Annotated in this window: 21 protein-coding genes and 1 pseudogene; 12 read left to right on the forward strand and 10 right to left on the reverse strand. The window is 61.4% G+C overall.

Features of this window, described 5'->3' with window-relative positions:
- The 8 genes and pseudogenes from CAF73_RS17475 to CAF73_RS17505 all read left to right on the forward strand — a co-directional run bounded on the left by CAF73_RS17475 (window position 1) and on the right by CAF73_RS17505 (window position 5,473).
- Window positions 1-1,989 (forward strand): heme lyase CcmF/NrfE family subunit, encoded by a 1,989-nt coding sequence (locus tag CAF73_RS17475; RefSeq protein ID WP_085699416.1) that lies wholly within the window; start codon window positions 1-3, stop codon window positions 1,987-1,989.
- Window positions 1,986-2,522, forward strand: coding sequence for a DsbE family thiol:disulfide interchange protein (locus CAF73_RS17480; RefSeq protein ID WP_011333088.1), 537 nt, complete (start codon window positions 1,986-1,988; stop codon window positions 2,520-2,522). Before CAF73_RS17475 ends, CAF73_RS17480 begins: the two co-directional genes overlap by 4 nt.
- The gene (locus tag CAF73_RS17485) at window positions 2,519-2,989 is read left to right on the forward strand and encodes a cytochrome c-type biogenesis protein (protein ID WP_011333089.1); all 471 of its coding nucleotides are present in this window, start codon (window positions 2,519-2,521) and stop codon (window positions 2,987-2,989) included. The genes CAF73_RS17480 and CAF73_RS17485 overlap by 4 nt, the downstream gene beginning before the upstream one ends.
- Entirely contained in the window at window positions 2,986-4,188 is a 1,203-nt protein-coding gene (gene ccmI / locus CAF73_RS17490) for a c-type cytochrome biogenesis protein CcmI (protein ID WP_085699414.1), read from the forward strand. The genes CAF73_RS17485 and ccmI overlap by 4 nt, the downstream gene beginning before the upstream one ends.
- 25 nt (window positions 4,189-4,213) lie before the next feature.
- Window positions 4,214-4,621 (forward strand): hypothetical protein, encoded by a 408-nt coding sequence (locus CAF73_RS17495; RefSeq protein ID WP_085682968.1) that lies wholly within the window; start codon window positions 4,214-4,216, stop codon window positions 4,619-4,621.
- Window positions 4,621-4,791: a hypothetical protein gene (locus tag CAF73_RS30210; protein WP_170929746.1), complete on the forward strand. Its 171-nt coding sequence runs from the start codon at window positions 4,621-4,623 to the stop codon at window positions 4,789-4,791. The genes CAF73_RS17495 and CAF73_RS30210 overlap by 1 nt, the downstream gene beginning before the upstream one ends.
- Window positions 4,792-4,857: 66 nt before the next feature.
- A pseudogene (locus CAF73_RS17500) lies at window positions 4,858-5,063 on the forward strand (type II toxin-antitoxin system HicA family toxin); the annotation flags it as partial.
- Between the two features lie 5 nt (window positions 5,064-5,068).
- On the forward strand, window positions 5,069-5,473 hold the full coding sequence (locus CAF73_RS17505) for a type II toxin-antitoxin system HicB family antitoxin (RefSeq protein WP_085703352.1): 405 nt from the start codon (window positions 5,069-5,071) through the stop codon (window positions 5,471-5,473).
- Window positions 5,474-5,519: 46 nt separating this feature from the next.
- Here the strand turns inward: CAF73_RS17505 and CAF73_RS17510 are convergent, their stop codons facing one another.
- The gene (locus CAF73_RS17510; RefSeq protein WP_085703353.1) at window positions 5,520-6,707 is read right to left on the reverse strand and encodes an MFS transporter; all 1,188 of its coding nucleotides are present in this window, start codon (window positions 6,705-6,707) and stop codon (window positions 5,520-5,522) included.
- A gap of 240 nt (window positions 6,708-6,947) precedes the next feature.
- On the opposite strand from CAF73_RS17510, the gene CAF73_RS17515 reads away from it, so the two are divergent.
- Window positions 6,948-7,568, forward strand: coding sequence for a DUF5666 domain-containing protein (locus CAF73_RS17515; protein WP_085699408.1), 621 nt, complete (start codon window positions 6,948-6,950; stop codon window positions 7,566-7,568).
- Between the two features lie 55 nt (window positions 7,569-7,623).
- On the opposite strand, the gene CAF73_RS17520 is transcribed toward CAF73_RS17515, so the two are convergent.
- The 8 genes from CAF73_RS17520 to gcl form a co-directional block, all read right to left on the reverse strand.
- Complete coding sequence (locus CAF73_RS17520; protein WP_085699406.1) at window positions 7,624-8,622, reverse strand: sulfate ABC transporter substrate-binding protein; 999 nt, start codon at window positions 8,620-8,622, stop codon at window positions 7,624-7,626.
- Window positions 8,623-8,728: 106 nt separating this feature from the next.
- A complete protein-coding gene (locus tag CAF73_RS17525; protein ID WP_064378643.1) occupies window positions 8,729-9,553 on the reverse strand; it encodes an ion transporter in 825 nt (274 codons plus the stop codon).
- A gap of 21 nt (window positions 9,554-9,574) precedes the next feature.
- Window positions 9,575-10,489: an urea transporter gene (locus CAF73_RS17530; RefSeq protein WP_085703354.1), complete on the reverse strand. Its 915-nt coding sequence runs from the start codon at window positions 10,487-10,489 to the stop codon at window positions 9,575-9,577.
- A gap of 151 nt (window positions 10,490-10,640) precedes the next feature.
- Entirely contained in the window at window positions 10,641-12,056 is a 1,416-nt protein-coding gene (gene pyk, locus CAF73_RS17540; RefSeq protein WP_085703356.1) for a pyruvate kinase, read from the reverse strand.
- A complete protein-coding gene (locus CAF73_RS17545) occupies window positions 12,053-13,327 on the reverse strand; it encodes a glycerate kinase (protein ID WP_085699400.1) in 1,275 nt (424 codons plus the stop codon). The genes pyk and CAF73_RS17545 overlap by 4 nt, the downstream gene beginning before the upstream one ends.
- Window positions 13,328-13,488: 161 nt before the next feature.
- Window positions 13,489-14,382 carry a 2-hydroxy-3-oxopropionate reductase gene (locus CAF73_RS17550; RefSeq protein ID WP_085703357.1) on the reverse strand — a complete coding sequence of 298 codons (894 nt, stop codon included), beginning with the start codon at window positions 14,380-14,382 and terminating at the stop codon, window positions 13,489-13,491.
- Between the two features lie 43 nt (window positions 14,383-14,425).
- Complete coding sequence (gene hyi / locus CAF73_RS17555; protein ID WP_085703358.1) at window positions 14,426-15,208, reverse strand: hydroxypyruvate isomerase; 783 nt, start codon at window positions 15,206-15,208, stop codon at window positions 14,426-14,428.
- 138 nt (window positions 15,209-15,346) lie between these two features.
- Entirely contained in the window at window positions 15,347-17,122 is a 1,776-nt protein-coding gene (gene gcl, locus CAF73_RS17560; protein ID WP_085699394.1) for a glyoxylate carboligase, read from the reverse strand.
- A 268-nt stretch (window positions 17,123-17,390) separates the two neighbouring features.
- On the opposite strand from gcl, the gene CAF73_RS17565 reads away from it, so the two are divergent.
- Together CAF73_RS17565 and CAF73_RS17570 are read left to right on the forward strand one after the other, a co-directional pair.
- Window positions 17,391-17,831 (forward strand): heme-binding protein, encoded by a 441-nt coding sequence (locus tag CAF73_RS17565; RefSeq protein ID WP_085703359.1) that lies wholly within the window; start codon window positions 17,391-17,393, stop codon window positions 17,829-17,831.
- Window positions 17,832-18,041: 210 nt separating this feature from the next.
- Complete coding sequence (locus tag CAF73_RS17570; protein WP_085703360.1) at window positions 18,042-18,506, forward strand: transposase; 465 nt, start codon at window positions 18,042-18,044, stop codon at window positions 18,504-18,506.
- A 107-nt stretch (window positions 18,507-18,613) separates the two neighbouring features.
- On the opposite strand, the gene CAF73_RS17575 is transcribed toward CAF73_RS17570, so the two are convergent.
- Window positions 18,614-19,219, reverse strand: coding sequence for a TetR/AcrR family transcriptional regulator (locus tag CAF73_RS17575; RefSeq protein ID WP_085699390.1), 606 nt, complete (start codon window positions 19,217-19,219; stop codon window positions 18,614-18,616).
- Window positions 19,220-19,353: 134 nt separating this feature from the next.
- On the opposite strand from CAF73_RS17575, the gene CAF73_RS17580 reads away from it, so the two are divergent.
- Window positions 19,354-20,268, forward strand: coding sequence for a DUF808 domain-containing protein (locus CAF73_RS17580; RefSeq protein WP_085703361.1), 915 nt, complete (start codon window positions 19,354-19,356; stop codon window positions 20,266-20,268).
- Window positions 20,269-20,293: the final 25 nt, after the last annotated feature.

The following is a 20,293-nucleotide window of genomic DNA, read 5'->3' on the forward strand; positions in this document are numbered from 1 at the left end:
ATGACATCCACCATTTTCATTCCCGAGCTTGGCCATCTGGCCATGATTCTCGCGCTGTGTTTTGCGCTGGTGCAGGCCGTGGTGCCGTTGCTCGGTGCCTGGCGCGGTGATCGTCTGTGGATGGGCCTCGCTCAACCGGCAGCGTGGGGCCAATTCGCATTTTTGCTGTTCGCCTTCGGCGTCCTGACCTACGCGTTCATGACCGACGATTTCTCCGTGGCTTATGTCGCGATGAATTCCAACAGCGCGCTGCCGTGGTACTACAAGTTCAGCGCGGTGTGGGGTGCCCACGAAGGTTCGTTGCTGCTGTGGGCGTTGATCCTCGGCGGCTGGACCTTCGCCGTGTCGGTGTTCTCCCGACAGTTGCCGCAAGTCATGCTCGCTCGCGTGCTGGCGGTGATGGGCATGATCAGCACCGGTTTCCTGTTGTTCCTGATCCTCACGTCGAACCCGTTCTCGCGGATCCTGCCGCAGATTCCGGCCGACGGTCGTGACCTCAATCCGTTGCTGCAGGACATCGGCCTGATCGTGCATCCGCCGATGCTGTACATGGGTTATGTCGGGTTCTCGGTGGCCTTCGCCTTCGCCATCGCCGCACTGCTGGGCGGTCGCCTCGATGCGGCGTGGGCACGCTGGTCGCGTCCGTGGACCATCGTTGCCTGGGCCTTCCTGGGTATCGGCATCACCCTGGGTTCGTGGTGGGCTTACTACGAACTCGGTTGGGGGGGCTGGTGGTTCTGGGACCCGGTGGAAAACGCCTCCTTCATGCCATGGCTGGTGGGCACTGCGCTGATTCACTCGTTGGCGGTCACCGAGAAACGTGGTGTGTTCAAGAGCTGGACGGTGTTGCTGGCGATTGCCGCGTTTTCCCTGAGCCTGCTCGGCACCTTCCTTGTGCGTTCCGGGGTACTGACGTCGGTGCATGCGTTTGCCTCCGATCCCGCGCGCGGCGTGTTCATCCTGATTTTCCTGCTGTTCGTGGTCGGTGGTTCGCTGACCCTCTTTGCCTTGCGCGCTCCGGTGGTCAAGAGCCAGGTCGGCTTCAATCTGTGGTCGCGGGAAACCCTGCTGCTGGGCAACAACCTGGTGCTGGTGGTGGCTGCCTCGATGATCCTGCTCGGCACGTTGTATCCGCTGATCCTCGATGCCATCAGCGGCGCCAAGCTGTCGGTCGGCCCACCGTACTTCAATGCACTGTTCATACCGTTGATGGCGTTGCTGATGGTGGTGATGGCGGTCGGCGTGATCGTGCGCTGGAAAGACACCCCGGTGAAATGGCTGGCCAACATGTTGACCCCGGTGCTGTTGGGCAGCGTCGCTCTGGCGGTCGTTGCCGGTATTGCCTATGGCGATTTCAACTGGGCGGTGATCGCAACCTTCCTGCTGGCGGCCTGGGTGTTGCTGGCCGGCGTGCGCGACATCTTCGACAAGACGCGCCACAAAGGCCTGATCAAAGGCCTGCCGACCCTGACCCGCAGTTACTGGGGCATGCAACTCGCCCACCTCGGTATCGCCGTCTGCGCGCTGGGCGTGGTGTTGTCGAGCCAGAACAGTGCCGAACGTGACCTGCGTCTGGCACCGGGCGAGTCGATGGATCTGGCCGGTTATCAGTTCGTGTTCGAAGGCGCCAAACATTTCGAAGGCCCGAATTTCACCTCCGACAAGGGCACCATCCGGGTGATCCGCGATGGCCGTGAAGTCAGCGTGCTGCACCCGGAAAAACGCCTGTACACCGTGCAGAGTTCGATGATGACCGAAGCCGGGATCGACGCCGGCTTCACCCGCGACCTCTATGTCGCGCTGGGTGAACCACTGGGCGACGGTGCCTGGGCGGTGCGGGTGCATGTGAAGCCGTTCGTACGCTGGATCTGGTTCGGCGGTCTGCTGACCGGCCTGGGCGGGCTGCTGGCGGCGCTGGACCGGCGTTACCGAGTCAAGGTCAAAGCCAAAGTGCGTGAAGCGCTGGGCATGGAAGGAGCCGCTGCATGAGACGTTGGTTGATGCTGGTGCCACTGGCGATTTTCTTGCTGGTGGCGGTATTTCTTTATCGCGGTCTGTACCTGGATCCGGCGGAGCTGCCGTCGGCGATGATCGGCAAACCGTTCCCGGAGTTTTCCCTGCCGGCGGTGCAGGGCGACAAGACCCTGACCAAGGCTGACATCCTCGGCAAACCGGCGCTGGTCAACGTCTGGGGCACCTGGTGCATTTCCTGCCGGGTCGAGCACCCGGTGCTGAACAAACTCGCCGAGCGCGGCGTGGTGATCTACGGCATCAACTACAAGGACACCAACGCCGATGCGCTGAAGTGGCTGGCCGAGTTCCACAATCCGTATCAACTCGACATCCGCGATGACGAAGGCTCCCTGGGCCTGAACCTCGGTGTCTACGGCGCGCCGGAAACCTTCTTCATCGACGCCAAGGGCATCATCCGCGACAAGTACGTCGGCGTGATCGACGAGCAGGTCTGGCGGGAAAAGCTGGCGGCCAAATATCAGGCGCTGGTCGATGAGGCCAAGCCATGAAGCGCTTTTTAGCTGCCATGGTGCTGGGCTTGAGCCTGGCCGGTGTGGCCCACGCCGCTATCGACACCTACGAGTTTGCCAAAGAAGGCGATCGCGAGCGTTTTCGCGAACTGACCAAGGAGCTGCGCTGCCCCAAGTGCCAGAACCAGGACATCGCCGATTCCAATGCGCCGATTGCCGCCGACCTGCGCAAAGAGATTTTCCGCATGCTCGGCGAGGGCAAGGACAATCAGCAGATCATCGACTTCATGGTCGACCGCTACGGTGATTTCGTCCGCTACAAGCCGGCGCTCAATGCCAAGACCGCGTTGCTCTGGTTCGGCCCGGCCGGTTTGTTGCTGGGCGGGTTCGTGGTGATTGCCGTGATCGTCCGCCGCCGTCGCGGGCAACGCGCCGAGACGCCGCAATCGCTGTCCCCTGAAGAGCGTCAGCGCCTCGACCAACTGTTGGATAAAAACCAAGAATGATTGATTTCTGGCTTGCCGCAGGGCTGTTGCTTCTGGTCGCCCTGAGTTTTCTGCTGATCCCCGTTCTACGCGAACGTCGCGCCCAGCGTGAAGAGGATCGAACCGCTCTCAACGTCGCCCTGTATCAGGAACGCGTCGCCGAACTGCAATCGCAGCAGGCCGAAGGCGTTCTCGATGCCGCGCAAATGGACAGCGGCCGTGCCGAAGCGGCCCGTGAATTGTTGGCCGATACCGAAGGTGTGGCGCCGGCGCGGGTGTCGCGTCTGGGTAAGCCGCTGCCTTTGCTGGCGGCCGTGCTGGTGCCGGTGTTGGGCCTCGGTCTGTACCTGCACTTTGGCGCGAGCGACAAGGTCGAGCTGACCCGGGAATTCGCCCAGGCGCCACAGTCGATGGAAGAGATGACTCAGCGTCTGGAGCGCGCAGTCGCCGCGCAACCGGATTCCGCTGAAGGCGTGTATTTCCTCGGTCGCACCTACATGGCCCAGGATCGTCCGGCGGACGCGGCGAAGATGTTCGAGCGCGCCGTCAATCTCGCCGGTCGTCAGCCGGAGCTGCTGGGGCAGTGGGCGCAGGCCCAGTACTTTGCCGACAACAAAAAATGGTCGGACAAGGTGCAGGCGCTGACCGATGAAGCGCTGAAAGCCGATCCGAAGGAAGTCACCAGCCTCGGCCTGCTGGGCATCGCCGCGTTCGAAGGCGAGCGCTATCAGGAAGCGATCGACTACTGGAACCGTCTGCTGGCGCAACTGCCGCCGCAGGACAAATCCCGCGAGGCCCTGCAGGGCGGCATCGCCCGCGCCACTGAAAAACTGCAGGCCAGCGGCGGCAAGGTTGCCCAGGCGCCGGCGGCGAAAGCGGCGGCGCTGTTGAAAGTGCGGGTGGATCTGGCCAGCGAGTTGAAAGGCAAGGTGCAACCGGGCGACAGCGTGTTCATTTTTGCCCGCGCCACCTCGGGCCCGCCGGCGCCGCTGGCGGCCAAGCGCCTGACCGTCGCCGATCTGCCGGTGACCGTCGAACTGGGCGATGCCGACGCGATGATGCCGCAATTGAAACTGTCGAACTTCCCCGAAGTCCAACTGGTTGCGCGCATCTCCCGTGCCGGTCAGCCGACCGCCGGTGAGTGGGTCGGTCGCAGCGGGCCTCTAGCCAGCAGCACCACCGCGCCACAGACACTGACCATCGACAGCCCGGACAAATAGCCGGAACCAACAGGAACGCACCGCCATGAACGCCATCGCCCGAATCACAGTCCTCACACTGGCCCTGGGCTTGAGCGCATGTGCGGTGCAACGACCGGAGCCGAGCACCAGGCTGCCGCCGATCCCGCCGTCACAACCCAGCCCGACCCCGTCGACCAGCCCGACGCCGAGCAAACCGGGGATTCCGGCCAAGCCCGCCAAACCCGTCCCGCGCACCTCCGCCAGCTTCGCACCGCCACCGGGCGGCAACAGCCACTGGGACCAGAAGCTGGGCGTGTATGTGCTCGACGACCAGACCAACACCTTCTACCGCCAGCGCACCTACTATCGCTGGAACAACGGCTGGAGCCGCTCGATCAGCCCCAACGGCCCGTGGGAAGAAACCAACATCCACGGCGTACCGGCGGGACTGGGCAAACAGTTCGGGGAGTAATGAAAAACGGCGATCTTTGGATCGCCGTTTTGCTGTCTGGGGTGATGAACAATGCCTCACTCGTATCCAGTCCTTACCGCCTGAGCTTTCTTTGCGAGAAGCGCCATCGCCTGCTCGCCGGGCCACTGCATCAATCACATGCTGCAAAACAACCGAACGTCGTGCTGTGAATTTCTGTGCTTGAGTAAAGATAACTCTAGGGTTACTTTTGTTAAGCCGAAGCAAGGAGGCGGTTGGTGCAGAGCAGGCTATTGATCAAGGAGCTGGAGGAGGCAGGCTGGACGCTGGACCGGATAACCGGCAGTCACCACATCTTCACGCACCGTTACAACCCATACACGATTCCCGTCCCTCATCCGAAAAGGATTTGCCGGTCGGGACGGTCAAGAGCATCAGAAGGCGTGCCGGGTTGTACAACCCGCCAGCCAGTGACACAGGAGATTCACAATGCAATACCCAATCTGCATCGAGTGGGGTGACGAGAACACCGCCATCGGGATTCAGATCCCTGACATTCCCGGCGCGGTAACCGCCGGGGATACGTTTGAGGATGCCTACAACGCGGCCGTCGAGATTGCCCATATCATGCTGCAGGAGATCGCGACTGATGGCGACTCGATCCCGATGCCGACTTCGGCGGCCGCCCATCGCAACAATCCGGATTTTGCCGACATGGGTTGGGGCATGCTGGAGCTGGATATTTCGCCGTACATGGGCAAGACCGAAAAGGTCAATGTGACGTTGCCCGGCTATGTCATCCAGCGCATTGACCGCTACGTGCGTGAACACAACGTCAAAAGCCGTTCCTCTTTTTTGGCAGATGCCGCCATGGAAAAACTGGTCCGGCATTGAGCCTCGAGCACTGTCGGATCAGCGATCCGGCAGTGCTTTTCAGCTTCTAGGCAGTTGCCAGAACAGGCTTTTGCGAAGCACTCAAAAACCGCACCAGCGCCAGCAGCGGAAACGCACTGCCAACAATCACGATCCACAACCAGCCGCCATGCTCGTACACCGCACTCGCCACCGAGGAGCCGAAGGCGCCGCCGACGAAGATGCTGGTCATGTACAGCGCATTGAGGCGGCCGCGGCTTTTGGCGTCGAGGGAGTAGACCGCGCGCTGGCCGAGCACCATGTTCATCTGTACGCAGAAGTCGAGCACCACGCCGGTCACGGCCAGGCCGATCACGCTGTAGGCCGGATGGATGAAGGCGGGCAGGAAGCTCAGGCTGGCGAACAGCATGGCCAGCAGCGAGGCGATGCGTGTGTGGCCGGCATCGGCCAGGCGTCCGCTGATCGGCGCTGCGATGGCACCAATGGCGCCGACCAGGGCGAAGATCGCGATTTCACTCTGGGACAGACCATGGTTGCGTGCCAGTTCCAGCGGCACGGCGGTCCAGAACAGGCTGAAGGTGGCGAACATGCAGGCCTGGTAAAACGCCCGCTGACGCAGCACCGGTTGCTTGCGCAGCAGCGTCCACAGCGATCCGAGCAACTGACCATAAGAAGCACTGTGATCCGGCTGGCGCTTGGGCACGGTCAACACCAGCACCACGCTGATCGCCGCCATCAAGGCTGCTGCAATCATGAACATCGCCCGCCAGCCGAGATGGTCGGCGACCACGCTCGACACCGGACGTGCCAGCAGAATCCCCAGCAACAGACCGCCCATGATCCCGCCGACCACCCGGCCACGGGATTCCTCCGGCGCCAGATGCGCTGCCAGTGGAATCAGCACCTGCACCGACACCGAGCTGAAACCCACCAGCAACGAAATCAGCAGGAACACATTCGGTTGATCGGTAAACGCCGCACCCAGCAGGCTGGCAATCGCCACCACGGTGGTGATGATCATCAGACGGCGGTTTTCCAACAGGTCGGCCAGCGGCACCAGGAAGAACAGACCCAGCGCATAGCCGATCTGGGTCAGCGACACGATGAAACTGGCCATGGTGTCGGTCAGGCCGATGTCCGGCGCGATCAGGCCGATGATCGGCTGGGCGTAGTAGATGTTGGCAACGATGGCGCCGCAGCAGAAAGCGAACAGCAGCACCATGCCTCGGGTCATTGCGTGAGTTGTGGCGGTCATAGGGTTCTCGATCCAGCGAAAAGGAATGCGGTGAGGCTAAGGGACGGGCCGAGCCGGCAGTAGAGGCTTCTGATCGATATCAGTTATTCCGTTGCGGAACAGGTGGCGCCGAGCAATCCAATGTTCATCGGCGAACCTTGCGTCCGACCGTTGAGTGGCGATGATACATTCACTTACATCTTGTTCGATAGCGTGCTTATGTTGTGACCGGGTTTCAACGTTCATCAACGGAGGATTGCGATGTTTCGTCAGTTGCTTCGCCACACCAAAACCATTGCCCTGATCACTCTGCTCGGCGTCACTGCCGCACAGGCCGCCGAAGCGCCGGGGATGCGCATGGGCGTGCGCGGCGAGATCACCGGGGTCAGCCCCGACTCGCTCAAGGTTCACGTCACCAGCGGTGAAAACGTGGTGGTCCGGTTGACCCCGGACACCAAGGTCCGCGCGGTCACTCTGGCCAATATCGAAGACATCAGGCCCGGCAGCTATATCGGTTCGGCCGCCATTCCCCAGGAGGATGGCACGCTCAAGGCGCTCGAGGTTCACGTCTTCCCACCGGAGCTGGCCGGCAGCGGCGATGGCCATCGGCCGTTCGATCTCGCCAAGGGCAGCAGCATGACCAACGGCAGCGTCGGCGATCTGGTGGTCAGCAACGGCCGGGTGCTGACCGTCAATTACAAGGGCGGCCAGCAGAAGATCCTGGTGCCGGAGGATGTGCCGATCGTCAACCTGACGCCGGGCGATCGCAGCCTGCTCAAGGTCGGGGTGAAGATTGTCACCTTCGTGACCCAGAGCGCGGACGGCACGTTGACTGCGCAATCGATCTCGGCGGGCAAGGATGGCGTCAAGCCGCCTATGTAGCCGCAGACAAAAAAGGCGACCTCTTCAGGTCGCCTTTTTCATGTCAGCTCACGCCTTACTGGCCGTTGTAGATCTGGTCGAAGATCCCGCCGTCGTTGAAGTGGGTCTTCTGCACGGTGCGCCAGTCGCCGAAGGTCTTCTCGACCGACAGAAAGTCGACTTTCGGGAAACGGTCGGTGTACTTGGCCAGTACCGCCGGGTCACGTGGACGCAGGTAGTTGGCGGCGGCGATTTCCTGGCCTTCCGGCGACCACAGGAACTTCAGGTATTCCTCTGCCGCGGCGCGCGAGCCTTTCTTCTCGACGACTTTGTCGACTACCGACACCGGCGGCTCGGCTTCGGCGGAGACGCTCGGGTAGATGACTTCGAACTGGTCGCGGCCGAATTCGCGGGCGATCATTTCCGCTTCGTTTTCGAAGGTCACCAGTACGTCGCCGATCTGGTTGGTCATGAACGTGGTGGTCGCGGCGCGGCCACCGGTGTCCAGTACCGGCGCTTGCTTGAACAGCTTGCCGACGAAGTCTTTGGCCTTGTTCTCGTCACCGCCGTTCTTCAGCACGTAGCCCCAGGCCGACAGGTAGGTGTAGCGGCCGTTGCCCGAGGTTTTCGGGTTCGGCACGATCACTTGCACGCCGTCCTTGAGCAGGTCCGGCCAGTCTTTCAGGGCTTTCGGGTTGCCCTTGCGGACGATGAACACGGTGGCCGAGGTGAACGGTGCGCTGTTGTTCGGCAGGCGGGTGACCCAGTCCTTCGGCACCAGTTGACCGTTGTCGGCCAGGGCGTTGATGTCGGTGGCCATGTTCATGGTGATGACGTCAGCCGGCAGGCCGTCGATCACCGAACGGGCTTGTTTGCTCGAACCGCCAAAAGACATCTGCACGGTGATGTTCTCTTTGTGCTCGGCTTGCCAGTGTTTCTGGAACGCAGTGTTGTAGTCCTTGTAGAAATCGCGCATCACGTCGTAGGAAACGTTAAGCAGAGTCGGTGCGGCCTGAGCCACGCTGCCGAAGGCGAGACCAGCGGCGAGAAGTGAGGCGCCAAAGAGTTTTTTCACTGCGCATTCCTTGTTCTGTAGGGGGTGTTTTTTACAAAGATGAGGCCATTTGCCAGCGACTATAGCGGGGCACGCATAGTCGTTTAAAGATTAAAAAGAACTTTGCTTATTCCATTTTTTTGAATAACGGATTACCGCACCGCGAACAGAATGCGGCGCTGCTTTCATGGCTCTTTTTCTGGCAAACCGGGCAGTCGTGTTGCAACTGTTCACCACGCATCGCATTGGCCAGTTCAGCGGTGAAGATTCCGGTGGGCACAGCGATGATCGAGTAACCGGTGATCATCACCAGCGATGAAATCACCTGCCCCAATGGCGTCTTCGGCACGATGTCACCGAAACCGACGGTGGTCAGGGTCACGATAGCCCAATAGATACCCTTGGGGATGCTGGTGAAACCGTGCTCCGGGCCTTCGATCACGTACATCAAGGTGCCGAAGACCGTTACGAGTGTGCAGACGCTCACCAGAAACACCACAATCTTCTGCTTGCTGCCGCGCAGCGCCGACATCAGGTAGTTGGCTTGTTTGAGGTAGGGACTGAGTTTGAGGACTCGGAAAATTCGCAGCATCCGGATGATCCGGATAATCAATAGGTACTGCGCATCGCTGTAGTAGAGCGCGAGGATGCCCGGCACGATCGCCAGCAGGTCCACCAGTCCATAAAAACTGAATGCATAGCGCAGAGGTTTGGGCGAGCAGTACAGACGCAGAATGTACTCGCCGGCAAAGATGATGGTGAACCCCCACTCGATATATGCCAGCACGTCGGCGTAATTGCGGTGAACGCTGTCGATGCTGTCGAGCATCACGATCACCAGGCTGGCAAGAATGATCAGCAGCAGGATGCCGTCAAAACGTCGCCCGGCGGGGGTGTCGCTCTGGAAAATCATGACGTAAAGCTGTTCACGCCAGTGCTTGTTACTGTCCATGGATAACGCCTGAATCAAAGATCAGCGCAGCCTAGGTTGATTCTCCCCGTCAGCGCAAGGCGCGACGTTGATCTGCGGTTGGTGCATCAGGCGAATGCCGGTGCGCAGCAACCAGCAGGCGAGAATGAACGGTGCCGTGAGAGTCGCCAGACCCAGGGCACTGAACAGCGGCGTCAGCAGCAGCGCCAGACCAATGCCCAACAGCGGCAGCCAGGGTTGCTGGCGCTGGGCGCTGAAGGCGAGGGCGGCGAGCACAGCGTTGTAACCCCCCAGGCCCAACAGCGCGACCTGGCTGTCGTGGTGCAACAGGCTGGAACCCAGGCCGATCGCCGACGCCAGCAACGCCCAGGCAAAGGCCCGGCGATCGGCGATCAGCAAACCGGCGGCGATCAATCCACCGGCCAACGGATGGTCGAGGAACATCACCTGACCGAAGCTTTTCAGCGCGGCGCCGAGCAGGTTCGCGGTATTCATCTCAAGCGCCGGAGCTGGCGTCGAAGGCTCGGCGAAACACAGGAACACCCAGCTCAACAATACGAACGGCGCAGTGTAGGCGGGCAGGTACTCGGTGAGGCGTGCGCGCTTGAGCCACTGCTGCGTGATCATCGCGCTCAGGCCACCGGCCGCCAGAATCAGCGGTGGCAGCATCGGCGACCAAGGGAAATACAGGCTCAGCAAAAGGCCGACCAGTACGCCGTTGTAGCTGAACAGTCCGGCCTGACGATCAGCCTTGGCGTAGTTGCGCCGTTGCGCGGTGAGCAACCCGGCGACCGCGCCGAGCAGCGCGCCGGCAAACAGCACCGGCGCGGTGAATAGAATGGCCAAAAGGCACAGCAGGCCGCACAGCGGATGACGCTGGAGGAAGATCTGACTGAAACCGTTGAGCAAAGCCTCGGCCCAGTCAGGGCAGTGGGTGTTGAAATGATTGGCAGGCATGGCAGGTCATTCGGTACTGATCGTTCCCACGTCGAGGCGTCGAACCGTCTGCGTGGGAATGCCTCAAAGGACGCTCTGCGTCTGCTCTTGGGACGCAGAGCGCCCCGGGCCGCATTCCCACGCGGAGCGTGGGAACGATCTTGGTCAGTGGTTAAATCAATGTTTCGATCCGCAGCGAATTAGTCGACCCCGGCTGCCCGAACGGCACACCCGCGGTGATCAGCAACGTATCGCCACGCTCGGCCATTCCTTGAGCCTGAGCGATTTCCAGCGCGGTCGAGCACACCTCATCCACCTGACGCAGGCGATCATTGACCACCGAGTGAATGCCCCACGCCACGCTCAAGCGGCGGGCGGTCTGCAGGTTCGGCGTCAGGTTGAGGATCGGCGCTTTCGGCCGTTCCCGTGCCGCACGCAGACTCGATGCACCGGATTCGCTGTAGTTGACCAGCACCGCCACCGGCAGCACGTTGCTGATGCGGCGGATCGCGCAACTGATCGCATCGGAAACAGTCGCTTCGGCTTTCGGCCGGCTGACGTCGAGTTGGGTCTGGTAATCCGGACCGTTCTCGACCTGGCGGATGATCTTGCTCATCATCTGCACGGCTTCCAGCGGGTACTCGCCGGACGCCGTTTCTGCCGACAGCATCACCGCATCGGCGCCTTCGGCCACGGCGTTGGCCACGTCGGTGACTTCGGCGCGGGTCGGGGCCGGGGAGAAGCGCATCGACTCAAGCATCTGCGTCGCCACCACCACCGGTTTGCCGAGCTGACGGCAGGTGGTGATGATGTTTTTCTGGATCTGCGGCACGCTCTCGGCCGGCACCTCCACGCCCAGGTCACCGCGAGCCACCATGATCGCGTCGCTCAGTTCGGCGATCTCGCGCAGTTGCTCGACGGCCGACGGCTTCTCGATTTTTGCCATCAGGAACGCCTTGTCGCCGATCAGGGCGCGGGCTTCGCGGATGTCTTCAGGACGTTGCACGAACGACAGCGCGACCCAGTCCACACCCAGCTCCAGACCGAAGCTCAGGTCGCGACGATCCTTGGTGGTCAGCGGGCTCAGGTCGAGCACCGCTTGCGGCACGTTCACGCCTTTGCGGTCCGACAGCTCGCCGCCGTTGAGCACGGTGGTGTCGATCGCATCGCTGTATTTGGTGACGACCCGCAGACGCAGTTTGCCGTCATCGAGCAGCAGGTCCATCCCGGCTTCCAGTGCCGCGATGATCTCCGGATGCGGCAGATTCACCCGGCGTTCGTCGCCCGGTGTCGCGTCCAGATCGAGGCGGAAGGCCTGACCGCGATGCAACTGAACCTTGCCGTCAGCGAACTTGCCGACCCGCAGTTTCGGCCCTTGCAGATCCATCAGGATGCCGAGCGGATAGTTGAGCTGGCGCTCGACTTCGCGGATCCACTGATAGCGCTTGGCGTGGTCGGCGTGATCGCCGTGGCTGAAGTTGAGGCGGAAGATGTTGACCCCGGCCTCGACCAGCTCGCGGATGTCTTCGATGCCGTCGACGGCAGGCCCGAGGGTGGCGAGGATTTTGACCTTTTTGTCAGGCGTCATGATTTGGAACTCTCGAGGATCAGAATGGCGCGGAAGTCGTTGACATTGGTGCGGGTCGGCTCGGTGACGATCAGCGCATCGAGCGCCGCGAAGTAACCGTAACCGTTGTTGTTATCCAGCTCGTCGCTGGCGCTCAGGCCAAGGGCGGCGGCGCGGGCGTAGCTGTCCGGGGTCATGATCGCGCCGGCGTTGTCTTCCGAGCCATCGATGCCGTCGGTGTCACCGGCCAGCGCATAGACGCCGGGCTGGCCCTTGAGGCTGTCGGTGAGGCTGAGGAGGAATTCGGCGTTGCGTCCGCCACGGCCATTGCCGCGCACGGTCACGGTGGTTTCGCCGCCGGACAGGATCACGCACGGCGCTGCCAATGGCTGGCCGTGATGAATGATCTGGCGTGCGATGCCGGCATGGACTTTCGCCACTTCGCGGGATTCGCCTTCCAGGTCGCCAAGGATCAGCGTGCTGAAACCGGCCTGACGGCATTTCACCGCCGCCGCATCGAGCGATTGCTGAGGGCGGGCGATCAATTGGAAGTGACTGCGGGCCAGGCTCGGATCGCCGGGTTTGACGGTTTCCGATTCCGGGCTTTGCAGCCAGGTGCGCACGGAGGCCGGAATCTCGATGCCGTAGCGCTTGATGATCGCCAGCGCTTCGGCGCTGGTGCTCGGGTCGGCCACGGTCGGGCCGGAGGCGATGACCGTGGCGAGGTCGCCCGGTACATCGGAAATCGCGTAGGTATAAACAGTCGCCGGCCAGCAGGCTTTGCCCAGCCGTCCGCCCTTGATCGCCGAGAGGTGCTTGCGCACGCAGTTCATCTCGCCGATGGTCGCGCCGGATTTGAGCAGGGCTTTGTTGATCGACTGCTTGTCGGCCAGGGTGATGCCTTCGGCCGGCAGCGCCAGCAGGGCAGAGCCACCGCCGGACAACAGGAAGATCACGCGGTCGTCTTCGGTCAGGTTGCTGACCAGTTCCAGCACCCGTTTGGCCACGGCCAGACCGGCAGCGTCCGGCACCGGGTGCGCGGCTTCGACCACTTCGATTTTTTCGCACGGGGCGCCGTGACCGTAACGGGTCACCACAAGGCCCGAGACTTCACCTTCCCAGCAGCGCTCGACCACTTGCGCCATGGCAGCGGCAGCCTTGCCGGCGCCGATGACAATCACGCGACCTGTGCGATCGGCCGGCAGATGAGCTTCGAGGACCTGGTTCGGATGGGCCGCGTCGATGGCTGTGGCAAACAGCTCGCGCAGCAGGTGTTGCGGATCGACCGACATGGCGGGCTCCCGGAATTCTTGTTATTGGGATAGAGCGCTACAGGATCTGCGGGAGCGAGCTTGCTCGCGAAGGCGGTGGATCAGTCAATATCCATGTCGACTGACAGACCCTATTCGCGAGCAAGCTCGCTCCCACAGGTTTCAAACGTTGCAGCAGAGACTTACTTCTTGTCGCGAATCGAGAAGTTGGCCATGTGTTCCAGGCCCTTGATCAGCGCCGAGTGGTCCCAGTTGCTGCCACCGATGGCCGCGCAGGTGCTGAACACTTGCTGGGCGTTGGCGGTGTTTGGCAGATTGATGCTCAGCTCCTTGGCGCCTTGCAGGGCCAGGTTCAGGTCCTTCTGGTGCAGGCTGATGCGGAAGCCCGGATCGAAGGTGCCCTTGATCATGCGCTCGCCGTGCACTTCGAGGATCTTCGAAGAGGCGAAACCGCCCATCAGCGCTTCACGCACCTTGGCCGGATCGGCACCGTTTTTCGACGCGAACAGCAGGGCTTCGGCGACGGCCTGAATGTTCAACGCAACGATGATCTGGTTCGCCACTTTCGCGGTCTGACCGTCGCCATTGCCACCGACCAGAGTGATGTTCTTGCCCATGGCCTGGAACAGCGGCAGTGCGCGTTCGAAGGCATCGGCGTCGCCACCGACCATGATGCTCAGGGTCGCAGCCTTGGCGCCGACTTCACCACCGGACACCGGGGCGTCGAGGTATTGCGCGCCTTTCTCGTTGATCTTCGCGGCGAAAGCCTTGGTGGCGGTCGGCGAGATCGAGCTCATGTCGATCACGACCTTGCCTTTGCCGATGCCGGCCGCTACGCCGTCGGCGCGGAACAGCACGTCTTCGACCTGCGGGGTATCCGGCACCATGACGATGATGAATTCGGCTTCCTGGGCCACTTCTTTCGGGTTGGCCAGAGCGATCGCGCCAGCGGCGACCAGGTCGTCAGGGGCCGCGTCGTGGTGCGCCGACAGGAACAGGCTGTGACCGGCTTTCTGCAGGTTCGCCGCCATTGGGTGGCCCATGATGCCGGTGCCGATGAATCCGATTTTAGCCATGAGAAAATCCTCTTGTTTTTGTCTTGCTCAAGCAAATAGGGGGTCAGATCGCGTTGTGGGTCTTCAGCCAGCCGAGGCCTGCTTCAGTGGTGGTCAGCGGTTTGTACTCGCAGCCGACCCAGCCCTGATAACCGATGCGATCGAGGTGTTCGAACAGGAAGCGGTAGTTGATCTCGCCAGTGCCCGGCTCGTTGCGGCCCGGGTTGTCGGCCAACTGCACATGGTTGATCTCGCTCAGGTGCGATTGCAGGGTGCGGGCCAGATCGCCTTCCATGATTTGCATGTGATAGATGTCGTATTGCAGGAACAGATTGGCGCTGCCGACCTGCTCGCGAATCGACAGGGCCTGCGCCGTGTTGTTCAGGTAGAAACCCGGGATGTCGCGGGTGTTGATCGCTTCCATCACCAGTTTGATGCCGACGGCTTGCAGCTTTTCGGCGGCGTACTTGAGGTTGGCGACGAAGGTCTTTTCAACGGTGGCATCGTCCACGCCCTGCGGACGGATACCTGCCAGGCAGTTGACCTGGGTATTGCCCAGGACCTGTGCGTAGGCGATGGCCAGATCGACCCCGGCGCGGAACTCTTCGACCCGGTCCGGCAGGCACGCGATACCGCGCTCGCCCTTGGCCCAGTCACCCGCCGGCAGGTTGAACAGCACTTGGGTCAGACCGTTGGCGTCGAGTTTGGCCTTGATCTCGGCAGAGCTGAAATCGTACGGGAACAGGTACTCGACACCGCTGAAGCCGGCCTTGGCGGCGGCATCGAAACGGGCAAGGAAATCCTGTTCGGTGAACAGCATGGACAGGTTGGCTGCGAAACGCGGCATGGTGGTCTCCCGTTCTAGATTCTCGTTCCCACGCTCTGCGTGGGAATGCCTCTATGGACGCTCTGCGTCCGCTTTGGGACGCGGAGCGTCCCTGGCTGCGTTCCCACGCAAAGCGTGGGAACGATCAAGCAAAAGCAATCAATCGAGCAGCGAAATCGCGGTAGGTGCATCGTTGCCGACCAGCGCCAGGTCTTCGAATTCGTTGACGGCGTTGATCTCGGTGCCCATGGAGATGTTGGTCACACGCTCCAGAATGATCTCGACGATCACCGGCACCTTGAACTCTTCGATCAGCTCTTCGGCCTTGCGCAGGGCAGGGGCAATGTCAGCCGGTTCGAACACACGCAGTGCCTTGCAGCCCAGGCCTTCGGCGACTGCGACGTGGTCGACACCGTAACCGTTGAGTTCCGGCGCGTTCAGGTTATCGAAGGACAGCTGCACGCAGTAGTCCATTTCGAACCCGCGCTGGGCCTGACGGATCAGCCCCAGGTACGAGTTGTTCACCACGACGTGGATGTACGGCAGATTGAACTGAGCGCCGACCGCCAGTTCTTCGATCATGAACTGGAAGTCATAGTCCCCCGACAGGGCCACGACTTTCCGGTTCGGATCGGCCTTCACCACACCCAGCGCTGCCGGAATGGTCCAGCCCAACGGGCCGGCCTGGCCGCAGTTGATCCAGTGACGCGGCTTGTAGACGTGCAGGAACTGCGCGCCGGCAATCTGCGACAGACCGATGGTGCTGACGTAGCAGGTGTCTTTGCCGAACACCTGGTTCATTTCTTCGTAAACGCGCTGCGGTTTGACCGGCACGTTGTCGAAGTGGGTCTTGCGTTGCAGGCTGGACTTGCGCTGCTGGCAGTCCTGCAGCCATGCGCTGCGGTTTTTCAACTTGCCGGCGGCTTGCCATTCACGGGCGACTTCGATGAACACGGTCAGCGCGGCAGCGGCGTCGGACACGATGCCCAGGTCCGGGGTGAACACGCGGCCGATCTGGGTCGGTTCGATGTCGACGTGAATGAACTTGCGGCCTTCGGTGTAAACGTCGACCGAGCCGGTGTGACGGTTGGCCCAGCGGTTGCCGACGCCCAGTACCACATCGGATTTGAGCAGGGTGGCGTTGCCGTAGCGGTGCGAAGTCTGCAGACCCACCATGCCGACCATCAGCGGGTGATCGTCCGGGATGGTGCCCCAGCCCATCAGGGTCGGGATGACTGGAATACCTGTCAGCTCGGCGAACTCGACCAGCAGCTCGCTGGCGTCAGCGTTGATGATGCCGCCACCGGCGACCAGCAACGGACGTTCAGCCTGATCCAGCATCGCCAGGGCTTTTTCGACTTGCACGCGGGTCGCGCTCGGCTTGGCCAGCGGCAGTGGCTGGTAGGCGTCGATGTCGAATTCGATTTCAGCCATCTGCACGTCGAACGGCAGGTCAATCAGCACCGGGCCCGGACGGCCGGAACGCATTTCATAGAAGGCTTTCTGGAAGGCGTAAGGCACTTGGCCCGGCTCCAGAACAGTGGTCGCCCACTTGGTCACCGGCTTGACGATGCTGGTGATGTCGACGGCCTGGAAGTCTTCCTTGTGCATACGGGCGCGGGGTGCCTGGCCGGTAATGCAGAGGATCGGGATCGAGTCTGCGGAGGCGCTGTACAGACCGGTGACCATGTCGGTACCGGCCGGGCCGGAAGTGCCGATGCACACGCCGATGTTGCCGGCCTTGGTGCGGGTGTAGCCCTCGGCCATGTGCGAGGCGCCTTCAACGTGGCGAGCGAGGACGTGATCGATGCCACCGACTTTCTTCAGGGCGGAATACAGCGGGTTGATCGCAGCACCCGGAATGCCAAAAGCGGTATCGACCCCTTCACGGCGCATCACCAGAACGGCGGCTTCGATTGCTCTCATTTTGCTCATGGTTTTGTGCCTCTTTACGTTTTGTAATTGTATACAAGTGGCTTTGCGCAGAGTGTATTCACGGCGGACGGCGCAGGTCAATCCATTTTCTCAAGCACCTGTTTCATTCGTCGGAAGCCGATTCTGCTGTGGCTTTTCGTCGCATGAGGCGCTTTTCGGCGATTATTGTATACAAAAAAATAATTCATTGTGTTCTATTTGTTGCATCGAGCTGCGGCACAAGAGCGCAGCTCAACGACTTTCCCAATAACAAAATGAGGACGGCACCATGAGCGCTTTAACCTTGAAAGTCGCAGTCAAGCTGGTCAACGAAGCCATCAGTGCAGGGCGGGCCATTTCCGCTGCACCGCTGACCATCGCGGTACTGGATACCGGCGGCCATCTGGTCACCCTGCAACGCGAAGACGGCGCCAGCCTGCTGCGCCCGAACATCGCCATCGGCAAAGCCTGGGGCGCCATCGCCCTGGGCAAGGGCTCACGCCTGCTGGCGCTGGACGCGCAACAACGCCCGGCGTTCATCGCCGCGCTCAACAGCATGGGGCAGGGCAGTGTCGTGCCGGCACCGGGCGGTGTGCTGATTCGGGATCAGGCGGGGAACGTGCTGGGTGCGATCGGCATCAGCGGCGATCTGTCGGACATCGATGAGCAGGTCGCGATCAAGGCCGTAGAGGCCCTGGAGCTGCGGGCGGATGCGGGGGTGGCTGCGTGATTTGCGGCGTTTGAACTGACGCCATCGCTGACTGGCTCGCTCCCCATTGATTCGAAGTGTCGGACACAAAATGTCTAACACTGCGAGCCCACTGTGGGAGCGAGCTTGCTCGCGAAGGCGATTCAACAGACACATCCTGCCAAAGTCATCCGCAGTCTAATTCTGTTCGCGGATCTAACCTTTCAAATCTTCTATTGAAAGGGCAACGGAATGCCGAAATCATCAGCCTCACATCGACTGCGCTTGGGGCGTTATGACGAACCCAATCGCATTTATCTGCTGACTGCCAATACGTTGAGACGTGCTCCTTTTTTCAGGGACTACATGTTGGGTAGATTGGTCGCAGATCAGTTTCAAAGTGCTCAGGAGCAAGGCTTGGTTGATTCATTGGCCTGGGTGGTCATGCCTGATCACTTGCACTGGTTGATCAATCTGAAGCAGGGATCGCTCCGTGAGCTGATGCAGAAAACCAAATCCTTGAGTGCGCGGGCTGTGAATCTAAGCGCCGGGAGAAGCGGAAGTATTTGGCAGCCGGGGTTTCATGATCATGCGCTGCGTCGGGACGAGGATTTGGTGAAAATGGCCCGGTATGTTGTGGCCAACCCATTGCGGGCCGGTTTGGTGAAAAAGCTGGCTCAGTACCCGTTGTGGGATGCGGTCTGGGCCTGTCGGTAAGACTGAGTCGCCCCGTTCGCGAGCAAGCTCGCTCCCACAGAAGATTTGTGAACGCCACAGATCCAGTGTGGGAGCGAGCTTGCTCGCGAAGGGGGCACCGCAGTCTTTCAGTCCGGCTCGCAGCCCTTGAGCACCAACCGGATGATGGTTTGTGCTGCCGCTTCATAGTCGGCTTCGTCGAGCTTTTCCTTGCCGGTCACGGCGGAGATCTGCCAGTCGAAGTCGGCGTAGGTCTGGGTCGCGGCCCAGATGCTGAACATCAGGTGGTTGGGGTCGATCGGGGCGATCTGGCCGCGCTCGATCCAGGTCTGGATGCAGTCGATGTTGTGCTTGGCCTGGCCGTTGAGCTGCTCGACCAGGTCGGCGCTCAGGTGCGGGGCGCCGTGCATGATTTCGCTGGCGAACACCTTGGAGGCGAAAGGCAGGTCGCGGGAGATGCGGATCTTCGAGCGAATGTAGCCGCTCAGTACTTCGCTCGGTACGCCGTCCGGGTTGAACGGGGTCGAGGCCTGCAGGATCGGCACGATGATACTTTCCAGTACCTCGCGGTAGAGGTTTTCCTTGGACTTGAAGTAGTAATAGACGTTGGGCTTGGGCAGTCCTGCCTTGGCGGCGATGTCGCTGGTTTTGGTCGCAGCGAAGCCCTTGTCGGCAAACTCTTCACTGGCTGCACGCAGGATCAGTTCTTTGTTGCGCTCGCGGATTGTGCTCATAAACCCGGTGGTTCCTTGCCTGTTCTGGCGGTTGCGCATGGTAGCACCGGCCTCGCGCGGCGCTCAACAATGCCCCGTGTGGCCTGCAGTCGCGGTATGCTGCGCGGCATTATTCACATAAGGAAACAAGATTCATGGCAGGAAGCAGTTTGCTGGTGCTGATCGACGACATCGCCACCGTTCTGGACGACGTTGCGTTGATGACCAAAATGGCTGCCAAGAAAACCGCCGGCGTGCTCGGCGACGACTTGGCGCTCAATGCCCAGCAGGTCTCCGGCGTACGCGCGGAGCGGGAAATCCCGGTGGTCTGGGCGGTGGCCAAGGGCTCATTCGTCAACAAGCTGATCCTGGTGCCGTCGGCGCTGGCGATCAGCGCGTTCGTGCCGTGGCTGGTGACGCCGCTGTTGATGGTCGGTGGCGCCTACCTGTGTTTCGAAGGTTTCGAGAAACTCGCGCACAAGTTTCTGCACAGCAAGGCTGAAGACGAGGCCGAGCACGCCCAGTTGGTTGAAGCCGTGGCTGATCCGGCAACCGATCTGGTGGCCTACGAGAAAGACAAGATCAAGGGCGCGATCCGCACCGACTTCATCCTCTCGGCGGAAATCATCGCCATCACCCTCGGTACCGTGGCCGATGCTTCGCTGACCCAGCAAGTGATCGTGATGTCGGGCATCGCCATCGTCATGACCGTGGGTGTTTACGGTCTGGTGGCCGGTATCGTCAAGCTCGATGACCTCGGCCTGTGGCTGACGCAGAAGCCCGGCGCTGCGGCGAAGCGTATCGGTAACGCTATCCTGCGTGCCGCGCCTTACATGATGAAAGGCCTGTCGGTTATCGGCACCGCAGCGATGTTCCTGGTCGGTGGCGGCATTCTGACCCACGGCGTACCGGTGGTGCATCACTGGATCGAAAGCGTCGGCGCAGCGGCCGGTGGCGCCGGGTTTGTGGTGCCGATGCTGTTGAACGGCGTGGCGGGGATCATCGCGGGTGCGGTGGTGCTGGCGGGCGTGTCCGTGATCGGCAAAGTCTGGAAAGCCCTGAAGGGTTGAATCCCGAGGCAAACAAAAAGGCCAT

The sequence above is a fragment of the Pseudomonas sp. B15(2017) genome (assembly GCF_002113215.1).
In the GTDB taxonomy this organism is placed as follows: domain Bacteria; phylum Pseudomonadota; class Gammaproteobacteria; order Pseudomonadales; family Pseudomonadaceae; genus Aquipseudomonas.

Coding starts and splice junctions, on each gene's coding strand:
- CAF73_RS17475 (WP_085699416.1), top strand. CDS start 1: ATGACATCCACCATTTTCATTCCCGAGCTTGGCCATCTGGCCATGATT.
- CAF73_RS17480 (WP_011333088.1), top strand. CDS start 1,986: ATGAGACGTTGGTTGATGCTGGTGCCACTGGCGATTTTCTTGCTGGTG.
- CAF73_RS17485 (WP_011333089.1), top strand. CDS start 2,519: ATGAAGCGCTTTTTAGCTGCCATGGTGCTGGGCTTGAGCCTGGCCGGT.
- ccmI (WP_085699414.1), top strand. CDS start 2,986: ATGATTGATTTCTGGCTTGCCGCAGGGCTGTTGCTTCTGGTCGCCCTG.
- CAF73_RS17495 (WP_085682968.1), top strand. CDS start 4,214: ATGAACGCCATCGCCCGAATCACAGTCCTCACACTGGCCCTGGGCTTG.
- CAF73_RS30210 (WP_170929746.1), top strand. CDS start 4,621: ATGAAAAACGGCGATCTTTGGATCGCCGTTTTGCTGTCTGGGGTGATG.
- CAF73_RS17505 (WP_085703352.1), top strand. CDS start 5,069: ATGCAATACCCAATCTGCATCGAGTGGGGTGACGAGAACACCGCCATC.
- CAF73_RS17510 (WP_085703353.1), bottom strand. CDS start 6,707: ATGACCGCCACAACTCACGCAATGACCCGAGGCATGGTGCTGCTGTTC.
- CAF73_RS17515 (WP_085699408.1), top strand. CDS start 6,948: ATGTTTCGTCAGTTGCTTCGCCACACCAAAACCATTGCCCTGATCACT.
- CAF73_RS17525 (WP_064378643.1), bottom strand. CDS start 9,553: ATGGACAGTAACAAGCACTGGCGTGAACAGCTTTACGTCATGATTTTC.
- CAF73_RS17530 (WP_085703354.1), bottom strand. CDS start 10,489: ATGCCTGCCAATCATTTCAACACCCACTGCCCTGACTGGGCCGAGGCT.
- pyk (WP_085703356.1), bottom strand. CDS start 12,056: ATGACGCCTGACAAAAAGGTCAAAATCCTCGCCACCCTCGGGCCTGCC.
- CAF73_RS17545 (WP_085699400.1), bottom strand. CDS start 13,327: ATGTCGGTCGATCCGCAACACCTGCTGCGCGAGCTGTTTGCCACAGCC.
- CAF73_RS17550 (WP_085703357.1), bottom strand. CDS start 14,382: ATGGCTAAAATCGGATTCATCGGCACCGGCATCATGGGCCACCCAATG.
- hyi (WP_085703358.1), bottom strand. CDS start 15,208: ATGCCGCGTTTCGCAGCCAACCTGTCCATGCTGTTCACCGAACAGGAT.
- gcl (WP_085699394.1), bottom strand. CDS start 17,122: ATGAGCAAAATGAGAGCAATCGAAGCCGCCGTTCTGGTGATGCGCCGT.
- CAF73_RS17565 (WP_085703359.1), top strand. CDS start 17,391: ATGAGCGCTTTAACCTTGAAAGTCGCAGTCAAGCTGGTCAACGAAGCC.
- CAF73_RS17570 (WP_085703360.1), top strand. CDS start 18,042: ATGCCGAAATCATCAGCCTCACATCGACTGCGCTTGGGGCGTTATGAC.
- CAF73_RS17575 (WP_085699390.1), bottom strand. CDS start 19,219: ATGAGCACAATCCGCGAGCGCAACAAAGAACTGATCCTGCGTGCAGCC.
- CAF73_RS17580 (WP_085703361.1), top strand. CDS start 19,354: ATGGCAGGAAGCAGTTTGCTGGTGCTGATCGACGACATCGCCACCGTT.